The sequence below is a fragment of the Kumtagia ephedrae genome (assembly GCF_003012745.1).
Taxonomy (GTDB): Bacteria; Pseudomonadota; Alphaproteobacteria; order Rhizobiales; family Rhizobiaceae; genus Kumtagia; species Kumtagia ephedrae.
The window spans coordinates 40,151-62,382 of sequence record NZ_PXYK01000021.1; the positions used below are offsets into that span (position 1 = coordinate 40,151).

Genomic DNA, 22,232 nt, shown 5'->3' on the forward strand with positions numbered 1-22,232 from the left:
CTATCTGCACGCAGACGGCAGATTCGGACAAGGGCCGCGTCACGCGAACGCGGACGCACGGTTTCGCGACAAGCAACACGGAGTCTCGACGGTCGGGCCTGTGCTCAGGCCTCGGTGCGCCGGGTGAACTGTCCGGCCGGGCGGTAGCGCCAGAGATAGGAGGGCAGGATCGTGGCGATGGTCTGCGGCTGCAGGCCGATGGTCGCGAAGGTGCGGCCTTCCCGCTCCGCCGCCTCCGACACCACGTTGTCGGTCCTGAGCAATGTCACCTGGTCGGAGGTCAGCAGCGGCTTGGGCAGCATCCCCAGGATCGCGCCCTGCAGCGAGGCGATCGACCACGGCACCGACACCAGCAGCCGCTTGCGCTCGATGATATCCAGCATCTCCTCCATGCACTGCCGGAAGGTGAGAACCTGCGGGCCGCCGAGTTCGTAGATTTTCCCGCCCTCGACCTTGGCGTCGACCGAGCGGGCGATGGCTTCGGCGACGTCGCCGACGAAAACCGGCTGGAATTTCGTGGTACCGCCGCCGATCAGCGGCAGCACCGGCGAGAAGCGGGCCATGTTGGCGAAACGGTTGAAGAACTGGTCCTCGGGCCCGAACACGATCGACGGACGGTATATGACGGCGTTCGGCACCGTCTCCAGCACGGCCTCCTCGCCCTTGGCCTTGGTGCGGGCATAGACAGACTGCGAGCGGGCGTCGGCGCCGAGCGCCGAGCCATGGGTGAGGCCGGCGCCGACCGCACGCGCGGCTTCCGCCACCGCGCGGGCGCCGACTTCCTGCACGGCGGCGAAGCGCTGCTTGCCGCCCTCGTAGAGGATGCCGACGAGGTTGATGACGTGGTCGGCGTCCTGCACGGCGCGGTCGACCGACCAGCGCACGCGCAGATTGGCCTGCACTGCCTGGATCTGGCCGACATTGCCGAGCGGCTGCAAATGGCCGGCGAGGTCGGGCCGGCGGGTGGCGACGCGCACCTGGTAGCCGCGCTTGGCCAGCGCCCGCACGACATGCCGGCCGACGAAGCCGGACCCGCCAAAGACCGTCACGAGTTTCGGGGTCTGGAGAATCTCGGTCATCTGTTGGCTCCGGGCAGGCCTTTGGCTGTCGCCCGTCTCATAATCGGTTTCGCCGAAAAGGCAAAGCGCCCGCGGATGCGGCGGAAATCACGTAAAACGCCGGCGGCAGACGCGCGCGTTCCCTGAAAAGAACGCGCTCCGCCTTGCGCATCCGCGCCTTGGCCCCAGCCGGCCACCGTTCAGGGCCTTGCGCGAATCCGGTTGGGAAGACTAATCCAGTTGGGTCAGGAGGAATGCGAATGGACAAGGGCAAGGTTCTGCTGTCGGTCAGCGGGTTCAACCCGCAGCGTTGGCACGAGCTTCTGGCTGCCGGCCGCGAGGTGGTGACGAAGCCGGACGGGCCGGGCGACCCGTCGATCGCTTATGCGGTGGTGTGGAAGCAGCCGCCCAGCATCCTCGCCGGGCTGCCCAATCTCAAGGCGATCTTCTCGATCGGCGCCGGCGTCGATCATATCCTGGCCGACCCGACGGTGCCCGACGTGCCGATCGTGCGCGTGGTGGCCGACAACCTCGCCCGGCACATGACCGAATATGTGGTGTGGCGGGTGCTCGACCATCACCGCTTCGGCCCGTCCTACCAGGCCCAGCAGAAGCGCAAGATCTGGCGCGAGCTGCCGCAGCGCACGGCGAGCGACGTCTCCGTCGGCGTCATGGGACTGGGCAGCCTCGGCCGCGACGCCGCCCGCGCCCTGCTGTCGCTCGGCTTCCGCGTCAATGGCTGGAGCCGCTCCGAGCGCCGGGTCGAAGGCGTGACCACCTTCGCCGGCGACGCCGGCCTGCGGCCCTTCCTCAACGCCACCGACATTCTGGTCGTGCTGCTGCCGCTGACGGAGGCGACGCGCGGCATCGTCGACTACGGCCTGCTCAAGGAACTCCGGAAGCGCAACGGCCTCGGCGGCGCGGTGCTGATCAATGCAGGCCGCGGCCGGCTGCAGAAGGACGACGACATTTTGCGGGCGCTGGACGACGGCACGCTGAAGGAGGCGAGCCTCGACGTGTTCGAGGTCGAGCCGCTGCCGAAGACCAGCCCGCTATGGACCCATCCGCGCGTCTTCGTCACGCCGCACGCCGCCGCCACCTCCGACCCTGACCATCTGGTCGCGCCGATGCTGGCGCAGATGGAGGCGCATGACCGCGGCGAGCCGCTGCGCGACCTCGTCGACCGGCAGGCGGGGTATTGAGGCGGCGCGTCCGCGGCTCATGCCAGCATGCGCAAGCGCGACGCGCCCCGGCGCATGGCTGCCGGACCAAAGTTTACGCCCCCTTAAATCGCCGCATTTAGTCTCCAACCGGTTGCCGCTCGGCAAAAACGGGGACAGCGACGCAGGCAATGGCAAGACGCAACGGCACGCGCATCGAGCCGACATTCGACGGGCCGTCCCGGCGTCCGGCGTCCGACGACTTCGCGCTCGACGAGGACGACCGCGTGCTGCCGTCGCAGCGCAAGCGCGCGCCAGCCGCACGCAAGGCCGGCAAGGCGCGGCGGGAGCAGCGCCGCGCCGCGCCGCGGCGCCGCCGCCTCGGCCTGGGGCGGCTGTTCTACTGGTGCTGCGTGCTCATGCTGTGGGCCGGCATCGGGCTTGCCGGCATCGTCGCCTGGTATGGCGCGCAACTGCCCAGCGTCGCCAACTGGTCGATCCCCGACCGGCCGCCCAACGTCAAGATCGTCGCCGTCGACGGCGCCCAGATCGCCAATCGCGGCATGACCGGCGGCGAGGCGATCGGCCTGCACGAGATGTCGCCCTACATCCCCCAGGCGGTGATGGCGATCGAGGACCGCCGCTTCTATTCGCATTTCGGCGTCGACCCGATCGGCCTCGCCCGCGCCATGCTGCATAACGTCCTCGACGGCAGCTTCAGCCAGGGCGGCTCGACGCTCACCCAGCAGCTCGCCAAGAACCTGTTCCTGCAGCCGGACCGCACCATCGAGCGCAAGGTGCAGGAGGTGCTGCTGGCGCTGTGGCTGGAGCACGAGCACAGCAAGGACCAGATCCTGGAAATGTACCTGAACCGGGTCTATTTCGGCTCGGGCGCCTACGGCGTGGAGGCGGCGTCGCGCCGCTATTTCGGCAAGTCCGCGCGCGATGTGACGCTCTCCGAGGCTGCGCTGCTCGCCGGTCTGCTCAAGGCGCCGTCGCGGCTGTCGCCGGCGCGCGACCCGCAGGCGGCGGAGCGGCGGGCGCAGCTCGTGCTCGCCGCCATGCGCGACGAGGGCCTGATCGGCGAGAACGAGCTGACGACGGCGATGAGCGCGCCCGCCACCCGCGCCGCCGCCTTCTGGACCGGCTCGGAGAACTATGTCGCCGACCGGGTGATGGGCGAGCTGCCGGCGCTCATCGGCGACGTGCGCGCCGACATCGTCGTCGACACCACCATCGACCTCGACCTGCAGCAATTCGCCGAAAAGTCGATCCGCCGGCTGATCGACGAGAACCGCGACAAGCTCGACGTCAGCCAGGGCGCGCTGGTGTCGATCGACAGTTCCGGCGCGGTGCGCGCCATGGTCGGCGGCTACGACTACGCCAACAGCCAGTTCGACCGCGCCTCCGAGGCGCGCCGGCAGCCAGGCTCGGCGTTCAAGCCCTTCGTCTTCCTGGCCGCAATGGAGCAGGGCGTGCGGCCGGACAGCATGCGCAACGACGCGCCGATCCGCATCGGCAAATGGTCGCCGCAGAACTACAACGGCAAATATTACGGCCAGGTCACGCTGGCCACCGCGCTCGCAAAATCGCTGAACTCGGTGGCTGCGCAGCTGGTGATGGAGGTCGGCGCCGGCTCGGTGGTGGAGGCCGCCCAGCGCATGGGCATCCAGTCCGAGCTGCAGGCCAACAACGCGATCGCGCTCGGCACGTCGGAGGTGACGCCGCTGGAGCTCACCGCCGCCTACGTGCCGTTCGCCAATGGCGGCTATCGGCCCGACCTGCATTTCGTGCGCCGCGTCACCACCGCCGAAGGCAAGGTGCTGTACGAGCACCCGTCCGGCGCGTCGCCGCGCGTCATCAGCCCCGAGATCGTCGGCATGATGAACGCCATGATGAAGGAGACGCTGTCCGACGGCACGGCGCGCAAGGCCCGCTTCGGCTGGCCGGCAGCGGGCAAGACCGGCACCAGCCAGAAGTCGCGAGACGCCTGGTTCGTCGGCTACACCGCCAATCTCACCACCGGCGTGTGGTTCGGCAACGACGACGGCCGGCCCATGAAGAAGGTGACCGGCGGCGCCCTGCCGACGCTCGCCTGGCACGAGTTCATGGCCGCCGCGCACCAGGGCGTGCCGGTGGCCGAGCTGCCCGGCCGCTGGGAGCCGGTGCCGGACCTGATCGACGAGAGCGTGCCGGACGCGGCCGTCGCCGGCGATGTCGGCGGCCAGACGGCCGAACCGGTCGCCGGACTGCCGCAAGACCCGGCCGTGGATCCCGTAGCCTACCCGACGGCCGACGACCCCACCGCCTCGATCCGTCACCCGGTGCCCAGCGCCGACGTCGGGGGCCCGGCGGTGCGGCGGCAGAACTCCATCCTCGACATTATTCTTGGCAACGGCGGGTGATGTGGATTGTCTCAGGACCGCGCTGCAGGCGGCCCTCTCCCCGTTCTTCACGGCTGTCGGATTCTAACATCTTCCATCGTTGGCGCATCATGTTGATATGCGCTGCTTTATGAGTGCTTCATTCTGCTCTGTCGGGCGTGTCGCTGCCGCCACGGCATGGATCCTATGGTCTCCGCGACGGCCTTCGGCCTGCTCCGCCATAGGATGACGAACGGCGGAATGGTTCGGCTACTCGCCAGCGGCCCGTGAGCGTTTGACGTGATTAGCCAGCAACATCAAGGGTTTCGTCATCCTAGGGCGGAGCCGGAGCGCAGCGGAGGCGAAGACCCTAGGATCCATGCCGTACCGGTTGTGAAGTGCTCCGGCGCCGACGGCATCCTATCAGATGTGTGAACGCGGTAGCCGTTCTTCACGGGGAGAGGATGCCGGCAGGTGAGGGGCTGCACCGACCGGTCAAATAAACAACCGCTGATATTATTATCCGACGAAGGCCCGCTCGACGACAAAGTCGCCGGGATGGCTGACGGAGCCTTCCTTGAAGCCGAGGCTCTCGGCAAGCTCCTTGACGTCCTTCAGCATGTGCATGGAGCCGCAGATCATGATGCGGTCGACCGCCGGATCGAGTTTTTCGATGCCTACATCGCTGTAGAACTTGCCGGATTCGATCAGTGCGGTGATGCGGCCCATGAAGGGCGACTCCTCGCGCGTCGTCGTCGAATAGAGCGTGACGCGGCCGTTGGTGAACTCGCCGATCAGCGGATCGTCGGCGAGGCCGGCGACCAGCTCCTGGCCGTAGACCAGCTCGGCCCTGTCGCGGCAGGTGTGGGTAACGATCACCTGCTCGAACTTCTCATAAGTGTCGGGGTCGCGCAGCAGGCTGGCGAAGGGGGCAATGCCCGTGCCGGTCGAGACCATCAGCAGGCGTCTGGCCGGCGTCAGCGCGTCGACCACCAGCGTGCCGGTCGCCTTATGGCGCATCAGGATCGGATCGCCCGGCTGGATCTTCTGCAGCTCCGAGGTGAGCGGCCCGTCCGGCACCTTGATGGAGAAGAATTCGAGCTCCTCGTCCCAGGCCGGGCTCGCCACCGAATAGGCGCGGAACACCGGCTTCTCCGCATTGGGCAGGCCGATCATGACGAACTCGCCAGAACGGAAGCGCAGCGACTGCGGCCGGGTGACGCGGAAGGCGAACAGCCGGTCGGTGTAGTGCTTGACCGACACCACCGTCTCGACATGCACGTTGGCCGGAATGGGGAATGGCAGCGGGCGCGCGTCGCGCGTCTCAAGCAGCAAGGGAGAATTCATCGGCGCCGCGCCTTTTCGTCTTTATTTTCGCGCACAGACGCCCTTAGCGCGGCGGGCGCTTCGGCCCCGCCGTCGAGTGACGCATGCCCGGAAGCTAAGCTCTTGTGTCGTGAGTTTATTAGTATACAAACAAGTTTTAGGTCAAGCTGCGGGCGGAAAACAGCTTTCCAAACTGTCTGCGCCCGGTAGTCCGGGCGTTTCGGATAGGTCGAATGCGAGAGAATATTTCCGCGAAGGCCGGAAGCGTCGTCGCCGGCATAGACGTCGGCGGAACCTTCACCGATCTCATCCTGATCGACGGCCGCGGCGGTCAGGTGCGCATCGCCAAGACGCCGACCACGGTGCGGAACCAGGCCTTCGGCGTCGTCTCGGCACTGTCCGAGGCGGATTTCCCGGTCAGCGGCATCGACCTCATCGTCCACGGCACGACCACAACGACCAATGCCGTGCTGGAACGCCGGCTCGCCCGCACCGGGATGATCACGACGCGCGGTTTCCGCGACGTGATCGAGCTCGGCCGGCGCACGCGGCCACAGCCCTATGGCATGACCGGCAGCTTCGTGCCCGTCATCCCCCGCGATCTCCGGCTGGACGTGTCCGAGCGGGTAGAGGCCTCGGGCGCGGTGCGGGTGCCGCTCGACGAGCAGGAGGTGCGCGAGGCGGTCCGAAATCTGCTCGCCGCCGGCTGCGAGTCGCTCGTCATCCATTTCCTGCACGCCTATGCCAATCCGGCGCATGAGCGGCGCGCCGCCGAGATCGCCGCGGAGCTCTGGCCGAACGGCTACATCACCACCGGGCATTCGCTGCTGTCGGAGGCACGCGAGTTCGAGCGCGGCGTCACCGCGGCGGTCAACGCCAGCGTCCAGCCGATCCTCGAGCGCTACGTGGCGCGGCTGCGCGCCGAGCTGGAGGCGCGCGGCTATGCCCGCGACTTCCTGATCATGAACGGCAATGGCGGCATGATCTCGGCCCGCAACGTCACCCGCGAGGCGGCCAAGACGGTGATGTCCGGTCCGGCTTCCGGCGTCATCGCCGCCGCCTATACCGGCCGGCGCGCCGGCTTCGCCTCGCTCGTCACCTACGACATGGGCGGCACCTCGACCGACGTCGCGCTGATCCGCGACGCCCAGCCTGCCGTCTCCAACGAGATCGAGATCGAATATGCGATGCCGATCCACGTGCCGATGGTGGCCGTGCACACGGTCGGCGCCGGCGGCGGCTCGATTGCCCGCGTCGACGCCTCGGGCCTCATCCAGGTCGGGCCGCAGAGCGCCGGCGCCGACCCCGGCCCGATCTGCTACGGCCGCGGTGGCACCGAGCCGACCATCACCGACGCCAATCTCGTGCTGGGCCGGCTCAACCCGAAGAAGCTGCTCGCCGTCGAGCACCCCGTCACCGTCGAGGACGTGACGAAAGTCTTCGAGAACAGGATCGGCCGACCGACCGGCCTCGACGGTTTCGCCGCCGCCGGCGCGGTGCTGCGGCTGGGCAACATCAAGATGGCCGGCGCCGTCCGCATGGTCTCGGTGGCGCGCGGCCACGACCCGCGCGACTTCGCCCTGTTTGCCTTCGGCGGCGCCGGCCCGCTGCACGCGTCGGCGCTGGCGCGCGAACTCGGCCTGCCGCGCGTGCTGGTGCCGGCCCGGCCGGGCATCACCAACGCGCTGGGCTGCGTGGTGGCCGACATGCGCCACGACTTCGTCAACACCGTCAACCGGCCGGTCGCCACCCTCGATGAGGCGGAGATGCGCTTGATCCTGGAGCGCCAGCGCGCGCAGGGCGTGGCGCTGATCGAAGAAGAGGCGGTGAAACCGGAGACGATCCGCTTCAGCCATTCCGCCGACATGCAGTTCGTCGGCCAGACCCACATCATCACCGTGCCGCTACCCTCTGCCGCGGTGTCGCGGGCCGAATTGCAGGCGCTGTTCGAAAAAGCCTATTTCGCGCGCTTCCGCGTCGAGCTGCCGGAAATCCGCGCCAATCTGGTCAATCTCAATACCTCCGTCACCGGCATGCGGCCGCCGCTCGACCTGTCGCGGCTGATCGATCCGGCCGGCCGCGCCGCGACTCTTGCCGAGGCGCTGACCGAGACGCGCCCCGTCTGGTTCGACGGCGTATGGCACGACACGCCGGTCTATGCGCGCGAAAAACTGCCGCTCGACGCGGAAACAGCCGGCCCGGCGATCCTCGAGCAGATGGACTGCACCACCGTACTGGAGCCAGGCGACCGCGCACGCTCCGACGCGGACGGCAACCTGATCGTGGAGGTGGGCGGATGAACACGGCGCCGACGTCCCCCTCTAGGGCAGGGCGACCGCATATGGAAGTTCTAGAGGTGTCGCCTGGCCGGTTACCCCCACCCCTAACCCCTCCCCTCAAGGGGGAGGGGGACTTTGCGGCCGCAATGCCGCACGAAACGGTCCACTATTGGTGCCTGGCGAAGACGCCAGCCGGTCCCCCTCCCCCCTGTGGGGAGGGGTTAGGGGTGGGGGTAACTCCATATGCGGCCGCCCTGCTCCTCTCACGGGGAGGGGGGAGTGCAGAGCCATGACCCTCGACGCCATCACCCTCTCCGTCATCCAGGCAGCGCTCCAGCAGGCCTGCGACGAGATGGACCTCGCCTTCTCCCGCGCCGCCTTCTCGCCGGTGATCGCCGAGGCGAACGATCGTTCCGACGGCATCTACTCGGCAGTGGACGGCTCGCTGATCGCCCAGGGCAGCGAGGGCCTGCCGGTCTTCGTCGGCGTCATGCAGCATTCGACCAGGACCATCATCGAGATGATCGCCGCCGGCCGCTGCCTACCGCCGCAGGAAGGCGACATCTACATCGTCAACGACCCCTATCTCGGCGGCACGCATCTGATGGACGTGCGCTTCGCCATGCCGGTCTATCGGGGCGGGAAAATCTTCTGCTGGCTCTCCAACACCGGCCACTGGCCGGACATCGGCGGCGCGGTGCCCGGCGGCTTTTCGGCCTCGGCCACCGCGGTCGAGCAGGAGGGGCTGCGGCTGCCGCCGGTAAAGCTGTTCAAGAAGGGCGCGCTCGACCCAGAGATCTATGCCATCATTACCTCCAACATCCGCGTCGCCGACCAGCGCATCGGCGACATCAAGGCGCAGGCGGCAGCACTGCATGTCGGCCGCGAGCGGCTCTTCCAGATTCTCGATCGCTACGGCGACGACACCGTCGGCGAGGCGATCGCCGAGCTGCGCCGCCGCGCCGCCGAGCAGATGCGGGCGCATATCGCCAAGATTGCCGACGGCACCTATCGCTCCACCGCCTATGTCGATTCCGACGGCGTGGTCGACCAGCCGCTCACCATCGCCCTTGCTGTCGAGAAGGCTGGCGACACGCTCATCTTCGACTTTGCCGGGTCAAGCGCGCCCTGCGCCGGGCCGATGAACAGCGTGCTGGCGACGACGCTGTCGGCGGTCTACCTCGCCATGCGCCACATCTTCCCCGACGTGCCGATCAGCGCCGGTGCTTTCGAGCCGCTGGTGGTGAAGCGGCCGGAAGGCACCTTCCTCGATGCGAAGTATCCGCGCCCAGTCTCCGGCTGCGCGGCGGAGGTGTCGCAGCGCATCGCCGAGGCCGTGTTCGCCGCGATGGTGCAGGCGCTGCCCGACAAGGTGACCGCCGCGCCCGCCGGCTCCAGCGGCAATTTCGCGCTGGGCGGCTCCGATCCGGCACGCGGCCGCGACTATGTCATGTACCAGATCTCCGGCGGCGGTTATGGCGGCCATGCCGGCGGCGACGGGCTGACCAATGGCTGCTCGACCATCGGCATCTCCAAATCGCCGCCGGTCGAGATCATGGAACAGGCCTTTCCGGTGCTCTACCGCCACTACAGGCTGCGCGAAGGCTCCGGCGGCGCCGGCAAGCAGCGCGGCGGCTTCGGGCTGGCCTATGAGGTCGAGCTGCTGCGCGGCGAGGCACGCGCCTCCTTCGTCATGGACCACGGCCGCGTCGGCCCGCAAGGCGTGCTCGGCGGCAGCGACGGCGCGGTCAACAAGGTCACGGTTTGGCGCGACGGCGTCGCCCATGTGCCGCCGCATCTGTCGAAGGAGCAGGACATCCCGCTCCAGGCCGGCGACCGCGTCAGCGTGGAAACCCCCGGCGGCGGCGGCTTCGGCGACCCGCGCCAGCGCGACCCGGAGCTGGTGCGGCGCGACGTGGCGATGGGGTACTATACGCCGGAGCAGGCGGCGGAGATGTTCGGGGTGAGGGTTGCCTCGGAGAGGCCTCCACGGCAACCGTTGAAAACCAACTGAATTGATGGCATAAAGTGCCATCATGGCGGCAAGGTTGATCGTCCGGGAACGCGTGGTCTATCCCGACGGCGACATTGTCGAGATGGTTGTCTGGATGCTGCCGGAGCCGGTGCCTCCGACGACGCATGGCTTCAAGTACCGGCTCGTCTATATCCGCGAGGGCCAGCGCGTCCTGGCCTGCGACAACGAGCGCGGCAAAGGCGATCATCGCCATTTTCGCGGCGAAGAATCGGCCATCCGGTTCCTTTCGATCGAGGCCTTGCTCGAAGCGTTCGTCGCGGAAGTCGAACAGATGAGAGGCGACAGATGAGAAAACAGATCATCGTCGGCGGCAATCTGGCAGATGCAGCGAAGCGGGTGGCCGACGCGTGGCATCGGGCCGAGCGGGGCGAGGTTTTCGAGCCCGAGGACAACGTCACCTTCGTCTCCTGGGCTGGCTTGTCCGCCGCACTGACGGAAAAGCGCTATGAGTTGCTCAAGGCGCTGCATCGCAGGCCTGCCGCCAGCATCAGGGAGCTGTCGCGCACTCTCGGCCGGGACTTCAAGCGCGTGCATGAGGACGTGTCGGCGCTGAGAGAGATCGGGCTGATCGAAGTCGGCCCGGACGGAACGCTGACGGCCAGCTATTCCGAGATCCGGGCGGTGATCACCATGGGAGACGCAGCGTAGCCGCTCTGCACAAGGTCGAGTCTCCTCGGCAGGAGCGTCCATTGAAAGCGACCGTTTTGCGCACCCAACTACGCTTTCTCGATCTTGCCGGAGGTGATCAGGAGTTGGGCTTGTTTTCCGGCGACATCGCTTGCCTCATCGTGTCCCGATCCACGGACGAGTTCCCCGCGATGCATTCGCTGATCCGCAGGCTATTGGTATCCGGCTGCAAGTATTTCCTGTCGTGGGGAGAGATCGCCAATTGGGTTGAAGACGAGGTGGATGCCTTTGTCGAATCGGACCAGCGGTATCTCGACGTGCTGACGACATCCCATCAAGAGGAGCCTGCCGACGACGTAGCTTCCTTCTTCGTCCATGCGACTTTTCCCACGTCGCTGGAAAAGACACTGTACGTCATCCACTGCGGAGACTTTCCAGCTATGGCTCAGTTGAAGCGCGAGCTTCTTGCCCTCACGCGATCTTCGCCAGCAGCCTGACCAGCGTATCCACTTCCCTGGACGTCAGCGGCGACAGCGTCTCGGCGGTGATCTTCTCGGCCAGCGGGACCAGCTCTTCCACCGCGCGGCGGCCGGCGTCGGTGAGCCGCACCATGATCAGGCGCTTGTCGCCGTCGTTGCGGCCGAGCTCGACCATGCCGCGCGCCTTGAGCCGGTCGATCACGCCCTTGATGGTGGCCGCGTCCATGGCGACGAGCTGGCCGAGCTGGTTCTGCGACGTCTCGCCGATGTCGCGCAGCTTGGCGAGCGCGGCGAACTGCGGCGGCGTCAGGTCGGCGATGTGGGCGGCGAACAGCGCGACATGGCGCTGGTGGGCGCGCCGCAGGATGAAGCCGATCTGGTCGTCGAGCCGATACTCCCCGGCGGCCGGCTCGCCGGCCTCGACCAGCTTCAAGATATTCTCCTCGCCGCTCACCTCAGCCCGTCCCACAGCTTGATGTCGGCGGCCGCCAGTCCGCCCATGCGGTCGTGGACCCTTCCGCCGACCGCCATGGCCAGCAGGAAGACGATTTCGTCCGGCCGGGGGCCGTCGGCAGCGCCCACCTCCATCGCGTCGAAATGACTGCGCACATAGGCGGCGTTGATGTGCCCGAGCGGCACGTCGAGCTTCGCGCCGAAGCCGCCGACCTTCATCGCCGACGGCACGATCGCCTTGGCGCCGCCGAGCCGCTCTCGCATGGCGTAGCCGCCCGGCACGTGCCACAGCGCCCCATGCTCGACTTCGCCATCCGTGCCGACGATGGCGCCCTTGCCGTAGCCGTCGATCGCGTTCGGGTCGCCGCCCAGCGCGGCGATCAGCCGGTCCGTCAGCATCAGGCCGAGCGGCTTCAGGTCCTCCATCGCCGGCTGCAGATCCTCGACATAGCGGCCGACGAAGGGGTTCTTCACCACCGCGAGGGCGGCCGCGCGCCGCCGCGGGTTTTTGGCTGACGGCCCGCCGTCGTGAAAGATTTCTTCGGTGATGACCGCAACCTTGCGGATGGGGAATTCAGGCATGCGTGCAGTCCTTGGATTGTCTTGGCCGTTGGTTCGGAAATGCGGCTGCTAAGCCCCTGGGCAGGATTCGCTCCACGTCGCTCGCTCTGTCCTCCCGCAAGGCGGGCGGCGATGCGGCAGGCTTAGCTCCGGCAGGGAGGGCAAGAGCGCCGCAAACCCTCGCCTCTGCGGCCAGGAACAGGGCCGCCGCGTCGATCAGGCCGCTCAAGCGCAAGGCCTCGGCAACCGCCAGCCCGCGCGCCAGCGCCTCGTCGATCTCGGCAGCCGTCAGCGCGCCCACGCCGACCGTCACCGGCCGCGCCCCCAGGTCGCTGTCGGGCGCAAGCTCCACTGCCGGCCGGCGCGAAACGGCCGGATGTTTTGGCAGGTCGACGGCATTGGCGATCACCGTCGCGGCGGCGTCGGCCTCGGCGCCGGTGCGCGCCAGAACGGTGACCGCATCGGCGATGCCGAGCGAGAAGCTGCGGCCGCGCCAGCCCGAGGTGGCGATGCCACGCACCGGCTCGGCGGCGCGGATCGTGATCCTGTCATCAAAGCCGTGGCCGGTGCCGGCGATCGCCAGCGAAATTTCCTGTCCCGGCGCAAGGTGCAGGGCGATGTCGCCGCCATTGTTCACATAGGCCCGCTCCAGCGTCCGGCCTGCCAGCATGGCAGCCAGCATCTCGTCTGCCACCGAGCCGGCCACCGCCGCCATCGGCGTGATGAATTCTTCCGCCAGCGGCTCGACCGCGGCTTCCATGCGCCGCGCCGTGGAGGCTATGAAGGCACGCGGCGCACCGAGACGCGCCACCCGCCTCAACTCCGGCAGCTCCGCCACCAGCTCGGCCAGCACCGAGCGGAAACGCGCCGCCGCCTGCGCATAGGCCGCATGCACCTCCTCCGCCGTCCCGAACGCCTCGACGATCAGGTCGATCGGCCCGTGGTTGAGGTGCAGCCGCCTTCCGTCCGGCAGCCAGCTGGCCCGCGGCTCGTGCATCATCTCGTCCGCCGGAGCTGCTGCAGCGGCGGCCACGGATTTTCGCGGGCGGCGATCGCGGCGCGACGCTCGTTCAGATATTCGCCGCCCTTGGCCAAGACGTCGTCGACCGTCCGGATCTCGGCCTCGTAGCCGCCCAGCCGCACATAGTCGTCGCGCCGCAGCGTGAACTCGATCGGCGCCACCAGCGCCGGCGTCGGCACAGAGCCGAAGGCGCCTTCCGGCACGCGGGTGACGTCGACCATCAGCGTAATGCCGCCGCCCGGCCACACATAGACCGGAGCGCCACCGACCGTGACATAGGTCTCAAAACCCTGCACCGAGCGGGTGAGATTGACCGGGTTCTCCGTGACCCCGGCGCGCAGGCTTCCGCCGGCGCCGCCGACGAACAGCACGGTGCACAGCGCCGGCTCGCAATTCTCCTCGATCAGCCGCACCGATTTCCTGAGCCGCTCCGGAAACGGCTTTTCCACCGGCTTCAGATCCTCGTCGAGCTCGTAATAGGCGAACTGCTCGCCGGTGGTCGACACCATCAAGAGCGACAGGCCGGGCCGCGCGCCCTTCCTGGCGTTCCACTCGCCGAGGATCGACAGCGGGTCGGAGATGGTCGTGCCGCCCCAGCCCAGTCCCGGCTCGGACACCTTGAAGTAGCGCCCCGGCGTCGAGCGCCGCCCGACGATTTTTATCCCCGTATCCTCCCAGCCCAAGACCTTGCCGGCCTGGTGCTCCGAGATCACGCCGGTGATGTGGTCGTCGACCACCACCACCTCATCGACAAGCCCGCGCCACTGGGTGGCAAACATGCCGATGGTGGCCGAGCCGCAGCCGACGCGCATGCGGTGCTCGACCTTGCCGTCGATCACCGGCGCCTTGCCGGCCTCGACCACCACTGTCGCGCCGCCGTCGATGGCGAGTTCCACCGGCTTGCGGTTGCATAGGTCGAGCATCGCATCGCAGGTGGCGCGGCCTTCCTGCTTGGAGCCGCCGGTGAGATGGTGCACGCCGCCCAGCGACAGCATCTGCGAGCCGTATTCGCCGGTGGTCACATGGCCGACCGCCTCACCCTGGGCCCGCACGATCGCCGTCTCAGATCCGATATGGCGGTCGGTATCGATCTTTATCTTGACCCCGCAATAGGAGAAGATGCCTTCCGTCACCACGGTGACGAGGTCGACACCCTCAACCTCCTGACTGACGATGAAGGGCGCCGGCTTGTAGTCGGGATAGGTGGTGCCGGCGCCGATCGCGGTTACGAAGCGCCGCCCCGTATTGACCAGTTCGCCGTTCCACGCCTCGCCCTCCGCCCCGAAGGGCACCATCGCGCCGCCGCCTCCGACCGCATGCTCGAGGATAGTGAGCGGATCGCAGCGCACGATTTTCCCCCCGGCATTGCCGTAGCGGTCGCATGCGCCGGTGCGGCCCTCGGCGATGTAGCACATCACCGGGCAGGCATCGCAGCGGATCTTCTCCGCCACCTGCTTCGCGCCGGGGTCGTGCGTGTCGAAGCGTTCGGCGAGCTCGCTCATGGGTGCCGCTCGACCGCTGAAACCGCCGCGACGATTTTCTGATACCCCGTGCAGCGGCACGGGAAGGGGCGCGCGCCGGGAGCCGCGCAAAAATCCGTTCGGCCCGCGAGGATCCGCCACCGCCGCTCGCTCAGGAGAGCGAGGGCTTCGCCGACCGTTTTCGGTTTCGCGTAGCGGATCACGCAATGCCTTTCCGACGGAAGAAACCGGCGAAATTCATTCGTATGCAAATGATATCAGCGGCCGGCAGATTGTCAAAGCCGCACGCCGTGGCCGCCGCGCGGAAATCCGGTCGGGGAGGGGTGCCGGAATCCTCGTATGCGGGGTTGACGCCGACCCCGCTTGCGTTGACTTTCGCAAGCCGCTGCAGCGCGGCGGTTTTCGAAATGGGAGAGCATATGAGCGAGGAAGCGCTCGTCGTCATCGACGTCCAGAACGATTTCTGCCCTGGCGGCGCGCTCGCTGTCGCAGACGGCGATGCGATCGTGCCGGTGATCAACGGCCTGATCGCCGACTACGACCACGTCGTGCTGACTCAGGACTGGCACCCCGATCTGCATTCAAGCTTCGCTTCCTTCCATGCCGGCCGGCAGCCCTTCGAGACCATCACCATGCCCTATGGCGAGCAGACGCTGTGGCCGGATCACTGCATCCAGGGCTCGCCGGGCGCCGCCTTCCATCCCGGCCTGCAATGGGCCAAGGCCGAGCTGATCGTGCGAAAAGGCTTTCGCCCGGCGATCGACAGCTACTCCGCCTTCTTCGAGAACGACCACACCACGCCGACCGGTCTCGCCGGCTACCTGCGCGAGCGCGGCATCGGCCAGCTCACGCTGGTCGGGCTGGCGACCGACTTCTGCGTCGCCTTTTCCGCCCTCGACGCGGCGCGGCTGGGCTTCGATGTGACGGTGCGGCTCGACGCCTGCCGCGGCATTGATCTCGGCGGCTCGCTGGAGGCGAGACTGGGCGAGATGCGCGACGCCGGCGTCGTGCTGGCGTGAGGAGGGTGCGTCCTTCGATGCTCGCCCGCCAACGGTCGGACTCGGTTCGCCCGCACCGCATCGACGATTGAGGCAAACTGGTCAGCGGGCGTGCCTCGAAGGACGTACCGCCATTCGATGAAGGACTTCATGCGTTCGGTTTTTTGCGCGGCCCTGCTGCCGGCTCTGCTTCTGTGTCCCACGACCGCCTTTGCCGCCGAGGGCCATGGACTGCCTGGCGACTCCATGTCGCTTTTCTGGGCGCTGCCCTTCGTCGGCCTGCTGCTGTCGATCGCCACCGGGCCGCTGCTCTATCCGCATGTCTGGGAGCACCATTACGGCAAGATCACCGCCGCCTGGGCGGCGCTGGTGGTGCTGCCGATGCTGGTCCTGCACGGCTGGGCGGTCTCGGCCGAGGCGCTGCTGCATACGCTGCTGCTGGAATACATGTCCTTCATCATCCTACTGTTCGCTCTGTTCACCATCGCCGGCGGCATATTGGTGGCGGGCAACATCCACGGCACGCCGCTGACCAATGCCGCGCTTCTGTTGATCGGTGCGCTGCTCGCCTCGGTCGTCGGCACCACAGGCGCCTCGATGATCATGATCCGGCCGGTCATCCGCGCCAACGACAACCGCCCGTTCAACGCGCATGTCGTGGTCTTCTTCATCTTCCTCGTGTCCAACATCGGCGGCGCGCTTACGCCGCTCGGCGACCCGCCGCTGTTCGTCGGTTTCCTGCGCGGCGTCGACTTCTTCTGGACGGCCGCGCATCTGTGGAAGGAGACGCTGTTCGTCGGCGTCGTCGTGCTCGCCGTCTTCCTCGCCCTGGATTACTGGTTCCACCACCGCGAGGCCGGTCTGCCTAAGATCAAGGACCCGACGCCGGACAGCAGGGTGCGGGTGCGCGGCCTCGCCAACCTGCCGCTGCTTGCCGGCGTCATCGCCGCCATCCTGCTGTCGGCCAGCTGGAAGCCGGGCATCGCCTTTACCATTGCCGGCGTGGCGCTGGAGCTGCAGAACATCGTGCGCGACCTGATCATCCTGGCGCTCGCCCTGACCTCGTTGAAGGTGACGCGGGCGGAATACCGCCGGGCGAACGGTTTCGCCTGGGGGCCGATCGCCGAGGTGGCAAAGCTGTTCGCCGGCATCTTCATCTGCATCGTGCCGGTTATCGCCATCCTGAGGGCCGGCGCAGCCGGCGCGCTCGCCCCGCTGGTCGCGCTGGTGTCGACCGAGAGCGGCCTGCCCAACGACCTCGCCTATTTCTGGCTGACCGGCGGGCTCTCCTCCTTCCTCGACAACGCGCCGACCTATCTCGTCTTCTTCGAGCTCGCCGGCGGCGATCCGCAGATGCTGATGACGACGCTCGCCACGACGCTCGCGGCGATTTCCACCGGCGCGGTGTTCATGGGCGCCAACACCTATATCGGCAATGCGCCCAACTTCATGGTCTACGCGATCGCCCGGCACCGCGGGGTGAAGATGCCGAGCTTCTTCGGCTACATGCTTTGGTCGGGCGCGGTGCTGATCCCGATCTTCCTGGTCGCGGGCTGGGTGTTTTTCGGATGAGCGTCTCTTCCGCCGCCTGCCGGCGAAGTGTCCCATGGAGGATGGCGCAGGATCGCCACGCTGCCTTGTCGCAGGGCGGCGCGGCCTTTTCAGGCTCGATCTGATCGCTCGCCCAGGACCTGCATGCCACGGCCGTGACGCGATCGGTCAGGCGGCCGCCTTGGCGCAATTGGCGCAGGTGCCGCGGAACTCGATGACGGCCCTGTTGGCCGCAAAGCCGTTGGCGCCGACCCAGGCGTCGAGGCGGCGGCCGATCTCCTCGTCGGAGAACTCGGCGACGTGACCGCACTTGTCGCAGATGGCGAAGGCGATCATGCGGTGGTTGTGGTCGTGCGGCTCGCAGCAGGCGACGAAAGCGTTCATGCTTTCCAGCCGGTGCACGAAGCCGGCGTCGATCAGGCCGTCGAGCGCCCGGTAGACCTGCAGCGGGGCACGAAAACCGTCGGGGCGCAACTGGTCGAGCAGCGTATAGGCGCTGAGCGGCGCCGAAGCCGCTTCGAGCCGGTCCAGCACCTTGGCCTGGTTCTTCGTCAGGGATGCCCGCGTCGCCATCTTGCCTTCGCTACCGCTAGCCTGGCCGCAACGGCGCGACCAGTCCGTCATAGGTAGCGGTTCGCGGCGTATTTTTCCACTCCCGCGCGCTGGGGAAGGCGGCCGAAGGCCGAAAGGGTGTGAAGCGGTCAGCCATGCCGGCCTACAAGGTCGCGCCGAGATGCCAGGGCACGAACTCGTTGTCGCCGTAGCCGAACAGCTCGCTCTTGGTCTTCTTGCCCGATGCCGTGTCGACGATCAGCTCGAACAGCTCGCGGCCCATCTGCGGGATCGTTTTCTCGCCCGTGGCGATGACCCCGCAATTGACGTCCATGTCCTCTTCCATGGAATTGTAGAGCGCGTTGTTGGTGGCGACCTTGATCGACGGCGTCGGATGGCTGCCGAAACAGGAGCCGCGGCCAGTGGTGAAGACGATGACGTTGGCGCCGCCCGCTACCTGGCCCGTGGCCGAGACGGGATCGTAGCCGGGCGTGTCCATGAAGACGAGGCCGCTGCCGGCGACCTTCTCGGCATAACCGAACACGCCGTTGAGCGGCGTCTGCCCGCCCTTGGCGACCGCACCGAGCGACTTTTCCAGGATCGTGGTGAGGCCGCCGCGCTTGTTGCCGGGCGACGGGTTGTTGTCGATCGAGGCGCCGTGCTTGGCGGTATGATCCTCCCACCATTTGATGTAGCCGTCGAGCTTCTGGGCGATCTCCGGTGAGGCGGCGCGGTAGGCGAGCAGGTGCTCGGCGCCGTAGATCTCGGTGGTTTCGGACAGAATGCCGATGCCGCCGACGCCGGCCAGGATGTCGACCGCCGCCCCCAAGGCGGGATTGGCGGTGATGCCCGACATGCCGTCCGAGCCGCCGCATTGCAGGCCGACGACGATCTCCGAGACGGGGATCGGCTCGCGCTGGAGATTGCCGACCTCCTCGCAGATCTCGGCCAGCACGCCCATCGCCTTCTCGACCGATTTGCGCGAGCCTCCGGCGTCCTGGATGTTGAAATGGCGTTTTCCCGCCGCCACGCCCTTCTGGCCGTAGAGGGTGAGCTGGTTGACCTCGCAGCCGAGCCCGACCATCAGCACGCCGCCGAAATTCGGGTGGCGAGCATAGCCGGCGAGCGTGCGGTGCAGCACCATCATGCCGTCGCCGGTGGCGCTCATGCCGCAGCCCTGGCCGTGAACGATCGGCACGAAGCCGTCGATGCCGGGATAGAGCGGCAGCAACCGCCGGTTGGCCTCGTCGGCAATGGCGTGGCAGACGGTCGCCGAGCAGTTCACGCTGGCGACGATGCCGACGAAGTTGCGCGTGCCGGCGCGCCCGTCGGCGCGGCGGTAGCCCATGAAGGTGCGCGCCTTGTCCGCCTCGGTCGCCTCGACTGGCGCCGACGGCGGTACGACCGGCATGCGGCCGGATTCGAAGATGAGGTTGTGCGAATGCACATGCGCGCCGGCGGCTATGTCCTCTGTCGCCCGGCCGATGGCCTGCGCGTATTTGATCACCGCCTCGCCTTTCGCGATCGGCCGAATCGCCACCTTGTGGCCGGGTTCGATGACCGTCAGCGCCACCGCGCCGCCCGGAAGCGCCTCACCCGCCTCGATGCGGCCGTTGGCGACCACCACGTTGTCGGCTTCGGACAGAAGAATGCATTTCGCGACGGTCACGGCAGTGGTTCCTGGCTGGGGTCGACATTGGCTAGGGGCGGTGGATCGAGCGCCGGCGGGATCGATTGGGCAAGGTCGGATTATCCGCAGTTGACAGTGGCGGATAGCATTGTCTTTTATGTTAAAAAAACATTTTGACGTCAATTGCTTTTTAGCCTCGCTGTCGCGAGGATCCGGGTAAGCGGGCGGGCCGGATGTCCAAGACCAGCATCGTATTCAAGCAGACCTACAACCGCTGTTTGCACCTTCTCGAGGGCTGCGAGAGTCTGCCTTCCGAGCCGGAGCTCGGCCTGACGCTCGGCGTCAGCCGCACCACCGTCCGCGCCGTGCTGACGCAGTTGGAGGGGACGAGGCTGATCTCCTGGAACAAGCGCAGCAAGGTGCGGCTGCGTGAGCCTTGCATTGCCGATTTCTATCCGGCGGAGGAAACGGATTCTCCCGCCGATATCGTCGAGCGCGGCTTCATGCGGCGCCTGCTGGCGCAGGGCGTGGAGCCGGGAACGCAGCTCACCGAGGCGGAGTTGGCGCGCGACATGGGCGTCGGCGCCAGCAGCGTGCGCGAATTCCTTATCCGCTTCAGCCGCTTCGGACTGATCGAGAAACGGCCGAAGAGCCGCTGGAGGTTCAAGGGCTTCACCCGCGACTTCGCGCTCGAGCTCATCGAGATCCGCGAGATGTTCGAGCTGCGCTCGGCTTTTGCCTTCACGACGCTGGCCGAGGAAAATCCGGCCTGGGCGGCGTTGGACCGCATCGAGGCCGAGCACCACGCGCTGGCGGCGTCGATGGCGACGCGCTACGGCGACTTCTCGGAACTCGACGAGCGCTTCCACCGGCTCATCCACAACGCGTCGCGCAACCGCTTCATCATCGATTTCTACGACGTCATCGCGATGATCTTCCACTACCACTACCAGTGGAACAAGGTCGGCGAGCGGGAGCGCAACGCCTCGGCCGTCGCCGAGCACCTCGCCTATGCGGAGGCGCTGCGTTCACGCGACCGCGGCCGCGTGCAGGCTGCCTGCGGCGCGCATCTGACATCGGCGCGCAACACGCTTCTCGATTCCGTGCCGAGCCGCGTCTGAGCGGTCGTCGGGCACCTCCCGGCGCGTCAATTTTTTCTGATGGCCGATGGAACCATTTAGCATGGGGCGCGTTGATGCCTGCTTACCCCAAATCCGTGGGAGGAGATGGAATGGACACCAAGCCTTTCCGCGCGCCTGTGTGGCTGCGTGTCGAGGACTCCGTGACTGAAATAGAGACCCTGCACGAGGCCGTCGCCTTTCTCGCCGACTGGCCGCGTGGCCGCCAGGGACCCGTCTATGCCTGCGCCAAAAGGAGCTGCGAAGCGGCGCTTGCCGGAACCATGAAGGTGGACGATGCACGCAAGGCCTTCGAGAGCTTTGCAAGGATCACCGGCATTCTGGCGCGGCGCCAGTTCAAGCCGGATCCGACAGCCAAACCGCGGCCGCCCATCGTCTCGGGAATGCATCGCTGACATGCGCGCCGGATCAGCCCGGCGCGCCGGCGACCGACCCGCGTACCACCAGATCGACCGGCCAGACCTCGCCGCGCGCCCCGTCCTCGACACCGGAGATGCGGGCGGCGAGGCGTTCGGCGAGGCGCGCGCCGGCCGCCCGGATTGAGGACCGCGTCGTCGACAGCGGAACCGGAAAATTCTCCGGCCTGAGCCAGGGAAAGACGTCGTCATGGGCGACCAGCGAGACGTCCTGCGGAACCGCCAGGTTCCGTTCGCGCAACGCGCGGACCACCCCCAGGGCCATGATCAGGCTGGAGCAGACGATCGCCGTGGGCGCCCCCGCCTGGTCGAGCAGGCTGAGCGTCGCCCGATAGCCGTTCTCCTCCGTCATCTGCACCGAGCGGACCATCGCTGGCGCGAGATCGAACCCGCCCGCCGCCAGCGCCCGCCGCAGGCCGCGCTCGCGGAAGATGGCGAAGGTCTGCGTGTCGTCGCCATTGATCAGCGCGATGCGGCGATGACCGAGCTGCACGAGCAGCCGCCCCGCCTCGTGAAAGGCGCCTTCATTGTCGATGTCGACATGCGCATAGGGGAAGTCGAGCCCCTCGGAGCGGCCATGCACGAGATAGGGCAGGCCGAGCTGCTGCAGCAGCATGATGCGGCGGTCGCGGGGACGCGGTGCCGAGACGTAGACGGCGTCGACCTGCTTGTTGGCGGCAACGCGGCGATAGGTGGTCTCCTCGTCGCCGGCCTCCGCCGGACTGAGCACGAGATCGAGATCGTGCGAGCGCGCATAGTCGCCGAGGCCGGAGAGGAACTCGACGAAATGCGGGTCGATGTCGACGCTGGCGCCGGTCGGCAGCACGTGGCCGATCATGCCGGCCTTGCCGGTGGCGAGCCGCCTGGCGCTCGGGTTGGGCCGGTAGCCGTGCCGCTTGGCGGCATCCATGACCCGCCGGCGCGTCTCCTCGCTGACTTCGGGATAGCCGTTCAGCGCACGGCTGACCGTCGTCTGCGAAAGGTCCAGCATCGTTGCGAGCTGCTTGAGGTTCATCAGCGCGCCGCCATCCCAAAGCGCTTTCAAATTTCAAACGACCGGCGGGGCTCGAGAAGCGCCTGCCGAGTGACCAAATTAGGCCGCT

General features: G+C 67.5%; 20 protein-coding genes. 11 read left to right on the plus strand and 9 right to left on the minus strand.

From position 1 onward, the window contains the following. Window positions 1-104: 104 nt before the first annotated feature. A complete protein-coding gene (locus C7I84_RS20325; RefSeq protein WP_106774050.1) occupies window positions 105-1,079 on the minus strand; it encodes a complex I NDUFA9 subunit family protein in 975 nt (324 codons plus the stop codon). 239 nt (window positions 1,080-1,318) lie between these two features. Here C7I84_RS20325 and C7I84_RS20330 point away from each other — a divergent pair, with 239 nt between their 5' ends. Both C7I84_RS20330 and C7I84_RS20335 read left to right on the plus strand, forming a co-directional pair. Next, window positions 1,319-2,260 (plus strand): 2-hydroxyacid dehydrogenase, encoded by a 942-nt coding sequence (locus C7I84_RS20330; RefSeq protein WP_106774051.1) that lies wholly within the window; start codon window positions 1,319-1,321, stop codon window positions 2,258-2,260. Window positions 2,261-2,409: 149 nt separating this feature from the next. Then, complete coding sequence (locus tag C7I84_RS20335) at window positions 2,410-4,623, plus strand: transglycosylase domain-containing protein (RefSeq protein WP_106774052.1); 2,214 nt, start codon at window positions 2,410-2,412, stop codon at window positions 4,621-4,623. Window positions 4,624-5,100: 477 nt separating this feature from the next. Here C7I84_RS20335 and C7I84_RS20340 read toward each other — a convergent pair whose 3' ends face one another. Next, window positions 5,101-5,928: a ferredoxin--NADP reductase gene (locus C7I84_RS20340; protein ID WP_106774053.1), complete on the minus strand. Its 828-nt coding sequence runs from the start codon at window positions 5,926-5,928 to the stop codon at window positions 5,101-5,103. Between the two features lie 212 nt (window positions 5,929-6,140). Between C7I84_RS20340 and C7I84_RS20345 the strand changes: the two genes are divergently transcribed. From C7I84_RS20345 to C7I84_RS20365, 5 genes are all read left to right on the plus strand, one after another. Beyond that, window positions 6,141-8,207 (plus strand): hydantoinase/oxoprolinase family protein, encoded by a 2,067-nt coding sequence (locus C7I84_RS20345; protein ID WP_106774054.1) that lies wholly within the window; start codon window positions 6,141-6,143, stop codon window positions 8,205-8,207. A 268-nt stretch (window positions 8,208-8,475) separates the two neighbouring features. Then, window positions 8,476-10,200, plus strand: coding sequence for a hydantoinase B/oxoprolinase family protein (locus C7I84_RS20350; RefSeq protein ID WP_106774055.1), 1,725 nt, complete (start codon window positions 8,476-8,478; stop codon window positions 10,198-10,200). A gap of 22 nt (window positions 10,201-10,222) precedes the next feature. Further along, the gene (locus C7I84_RS20355; protein ID WP_106774056.1) at window positions 10,223-10,510 is read left to right on the plus strand and encodes a toxin-antitoxin system TumE family protein; all 288 of its coding nucleotides are present in this window, start codon (window positions 10,223-10,225) and stop codon (window positions 10,508-10,510) included. Then, window positions 10,507-10,869 carry an HVO_A0114 family putative DNA-binding protein gene (locus C7I84_RS20360; RefSeq protein WP_106774057.1) on the plus strand — a complete coding sequence of 121 codons (363 nt, stop codon included), beginning with the start codon at window positions 10,507-10,509 and terminating at the stop codon, window positions 10,867-10,869. The genes C7I84_RS20355 and C7I84_RS20360 overlap by 4 nt, the downstream gene beginning before the upstream one ends. 41 nt (window positions 10,870-10,910) lie before the next feature. Then, on the plus strand, window positions 10,911-11,345 hold the full coding sequence (locus C7I84_RS20365; RefSeq protein ID WP_106774058.1) for a DUF7684 family protein: 435 nt from the start codon (window positions 10,911-10,913) through the stop codon (window positions 11,343-11,345). Here the strand turns inward: C7I84_RS20365 and C7I84_RS20370 are convergent. The 4 genes from C7I84_RS20370 to C7I84_RS20385 are packed head-to-tail and all read right to left on the minus strand — an operon-like array spanning window position 11,320 to window position 14,864. Further along, on the minus strand, window positions 11,320-11,781 hold the full coding sequence (locus tag C7I84_RS20370; RefSeq protein ID WP_106774059.1) for a MarR family winged helix-turn-helix transcriptional regulator: 462 nt from the start codon (window positions 11,779-11,781) through the stop codon (window positions 11,320-11,322). The two genes, C7I84_RS20365 and C7I84_RS20370, sit on opposite strands and share 26 nt — an antisense overlap. Further along, window positions 11,778-12,362, minus strand: coding sequence for an amino acid synthesis family protein (locus tag C7I84_RS20375; protein ID WP_106774060.1), 585 nt, complete (start codon window positions 12,360-12,362; stop codon window positions 11,778-11,780). The genes C7I84_RS20370 and C7I84_RS20375 overlap by 4 nt, the downstream gene beginning before the upstream one ends. Then, window positions 12,355-13,338, minus strand: coding sequence for a UPF0280 family protein (locus tag C7I84_RS20380; RefSeq protein WP_106774111.1), 984 nt, complete (start codon window positions 13,336-13,338; stop codon window positions 12,355-12,357). The genes C7I84_RS20375 and C7I84_RS20380 overlap by 8 nt, the downstream gene beginning before the upstream one ends. Next, window positions 13,338-14,864 (minus strand): 6-hydroxynicotinate reductase, encoded by a 1,527-nt coding sequence (locus C7I84_RS20385; protein ID WP_106774061.1) that lies wholly within the window; start codon window positions 14,862-14,864, stop codon window positions 13,338-13,340. The genes C7I84_RS20380 and C7I84_RS20385 overlap by 1 nt, the downstream gene beginning before the upstream one ends. 398 nt (window positions 14,865-15,262) lie before the next feature. Between C7I84_RS20385 and pncA the strand changes: the two genes are divergently transcribed. Continuing rightward, window positions 15,263-15,862 carry a bifunctional nicotinamidase/pyrazinamidase gene (gene pncA, locus C7I84_RS20395; RefSeq protein ID WP_106774062.1) on the plus strand — a complete coding sequence of 200 codons (600 nt, stop codon included), beginning with the start codon at window positions 15,263-15,265 and terminating at the stop codon, window positions 15,860-15,862. A 129-nt stretch (window positions 15,863-15,991) separates the two neighbouring features. Further along, entirely contained in the window at window positions 15,992-17,413 is a 1,422-nt protein-coding gene (locus C7I84_RS20400; protein WP_106774112.1) for a sodium:proton antiporter, read from the plus strand. A gap of 147 nt (window positions 17,414-17,560) precedes the next feature. Here C7I84_RS20400 and C7I84_RS20405 read toward each other — a convergent pair whose 3' ends face one another. After that, the gene (locus C7I84_RS20405; protein WP_106774063.1) at window positions 17,561-17,965 is read right to left on the minus strand and encodes a Fur family transcriptional regulator; all 405 of its coding nucleotides are present in this window, start codon (window positions 17,963-17,965) and stop codon (window positions 17,561-17,563) included. 142 nt (window positions 17,966-18,107) lie between these two features. Further along, window positions 18,108-19,613: a UxaA family hydrolase gene (locus tag C7I84_RS20410; protein ID WP_106774064.1), complete on the minus strand. Its 1,506-nt coding sequence runs from the start codon at window positions 19,611-19,613 to the stop codon at window positions 18,108-18,110. A gap of 194 nt (window positions 19,614-19,807) precedes the next feature. Between C7I84_RS20410 and C7I84_RS20415 the strand changes: the two genes are divergently transcribed. After that, window positions 19,808-20,695 carry a GntR family transcriptional regulator gene (locus C7I84_RS20415; protein WP_106774065.1) on the plus strand — a complete coding sequence of 296 codons (888 nt, stop codon included), beginning with the start codon at window positions 19,808-19,810 and terminating at the stop codon, window positions 20,693-20,695. Window positions 20,696-20,805: 110 nt separating this feature from the next. Then, window positions 20,806-21,108, plus strand: coding sequence for a DUF982 domain-containing protein (locus tag C7I84_RS20420; RefSeq protein WP_106774066.1), 303 nt, complete (start codon window positions 20,806-20,808; stop codon window positions 21,106-21,108). Between the two features lie 13 nt (window positions 21,109-21,121). Here C7I84_RS20420 and C7I84_RS20425 read toward each other — a convergent pair whose 3' ends face one another. Next, on the minus strand, window positions 21,122-22,144 hold the full coding sequence (locus C7I84_RS20425) for a LacI family DNA-binding transcriptional regulator (protein WP_106774113.1): 1,023 nt from the start codon (window positions 22,142-22,144) through the stop codon (window positions 21,122-21,124). Window positions 22,145-22,232: the final 88 nt, after the last annotated feature.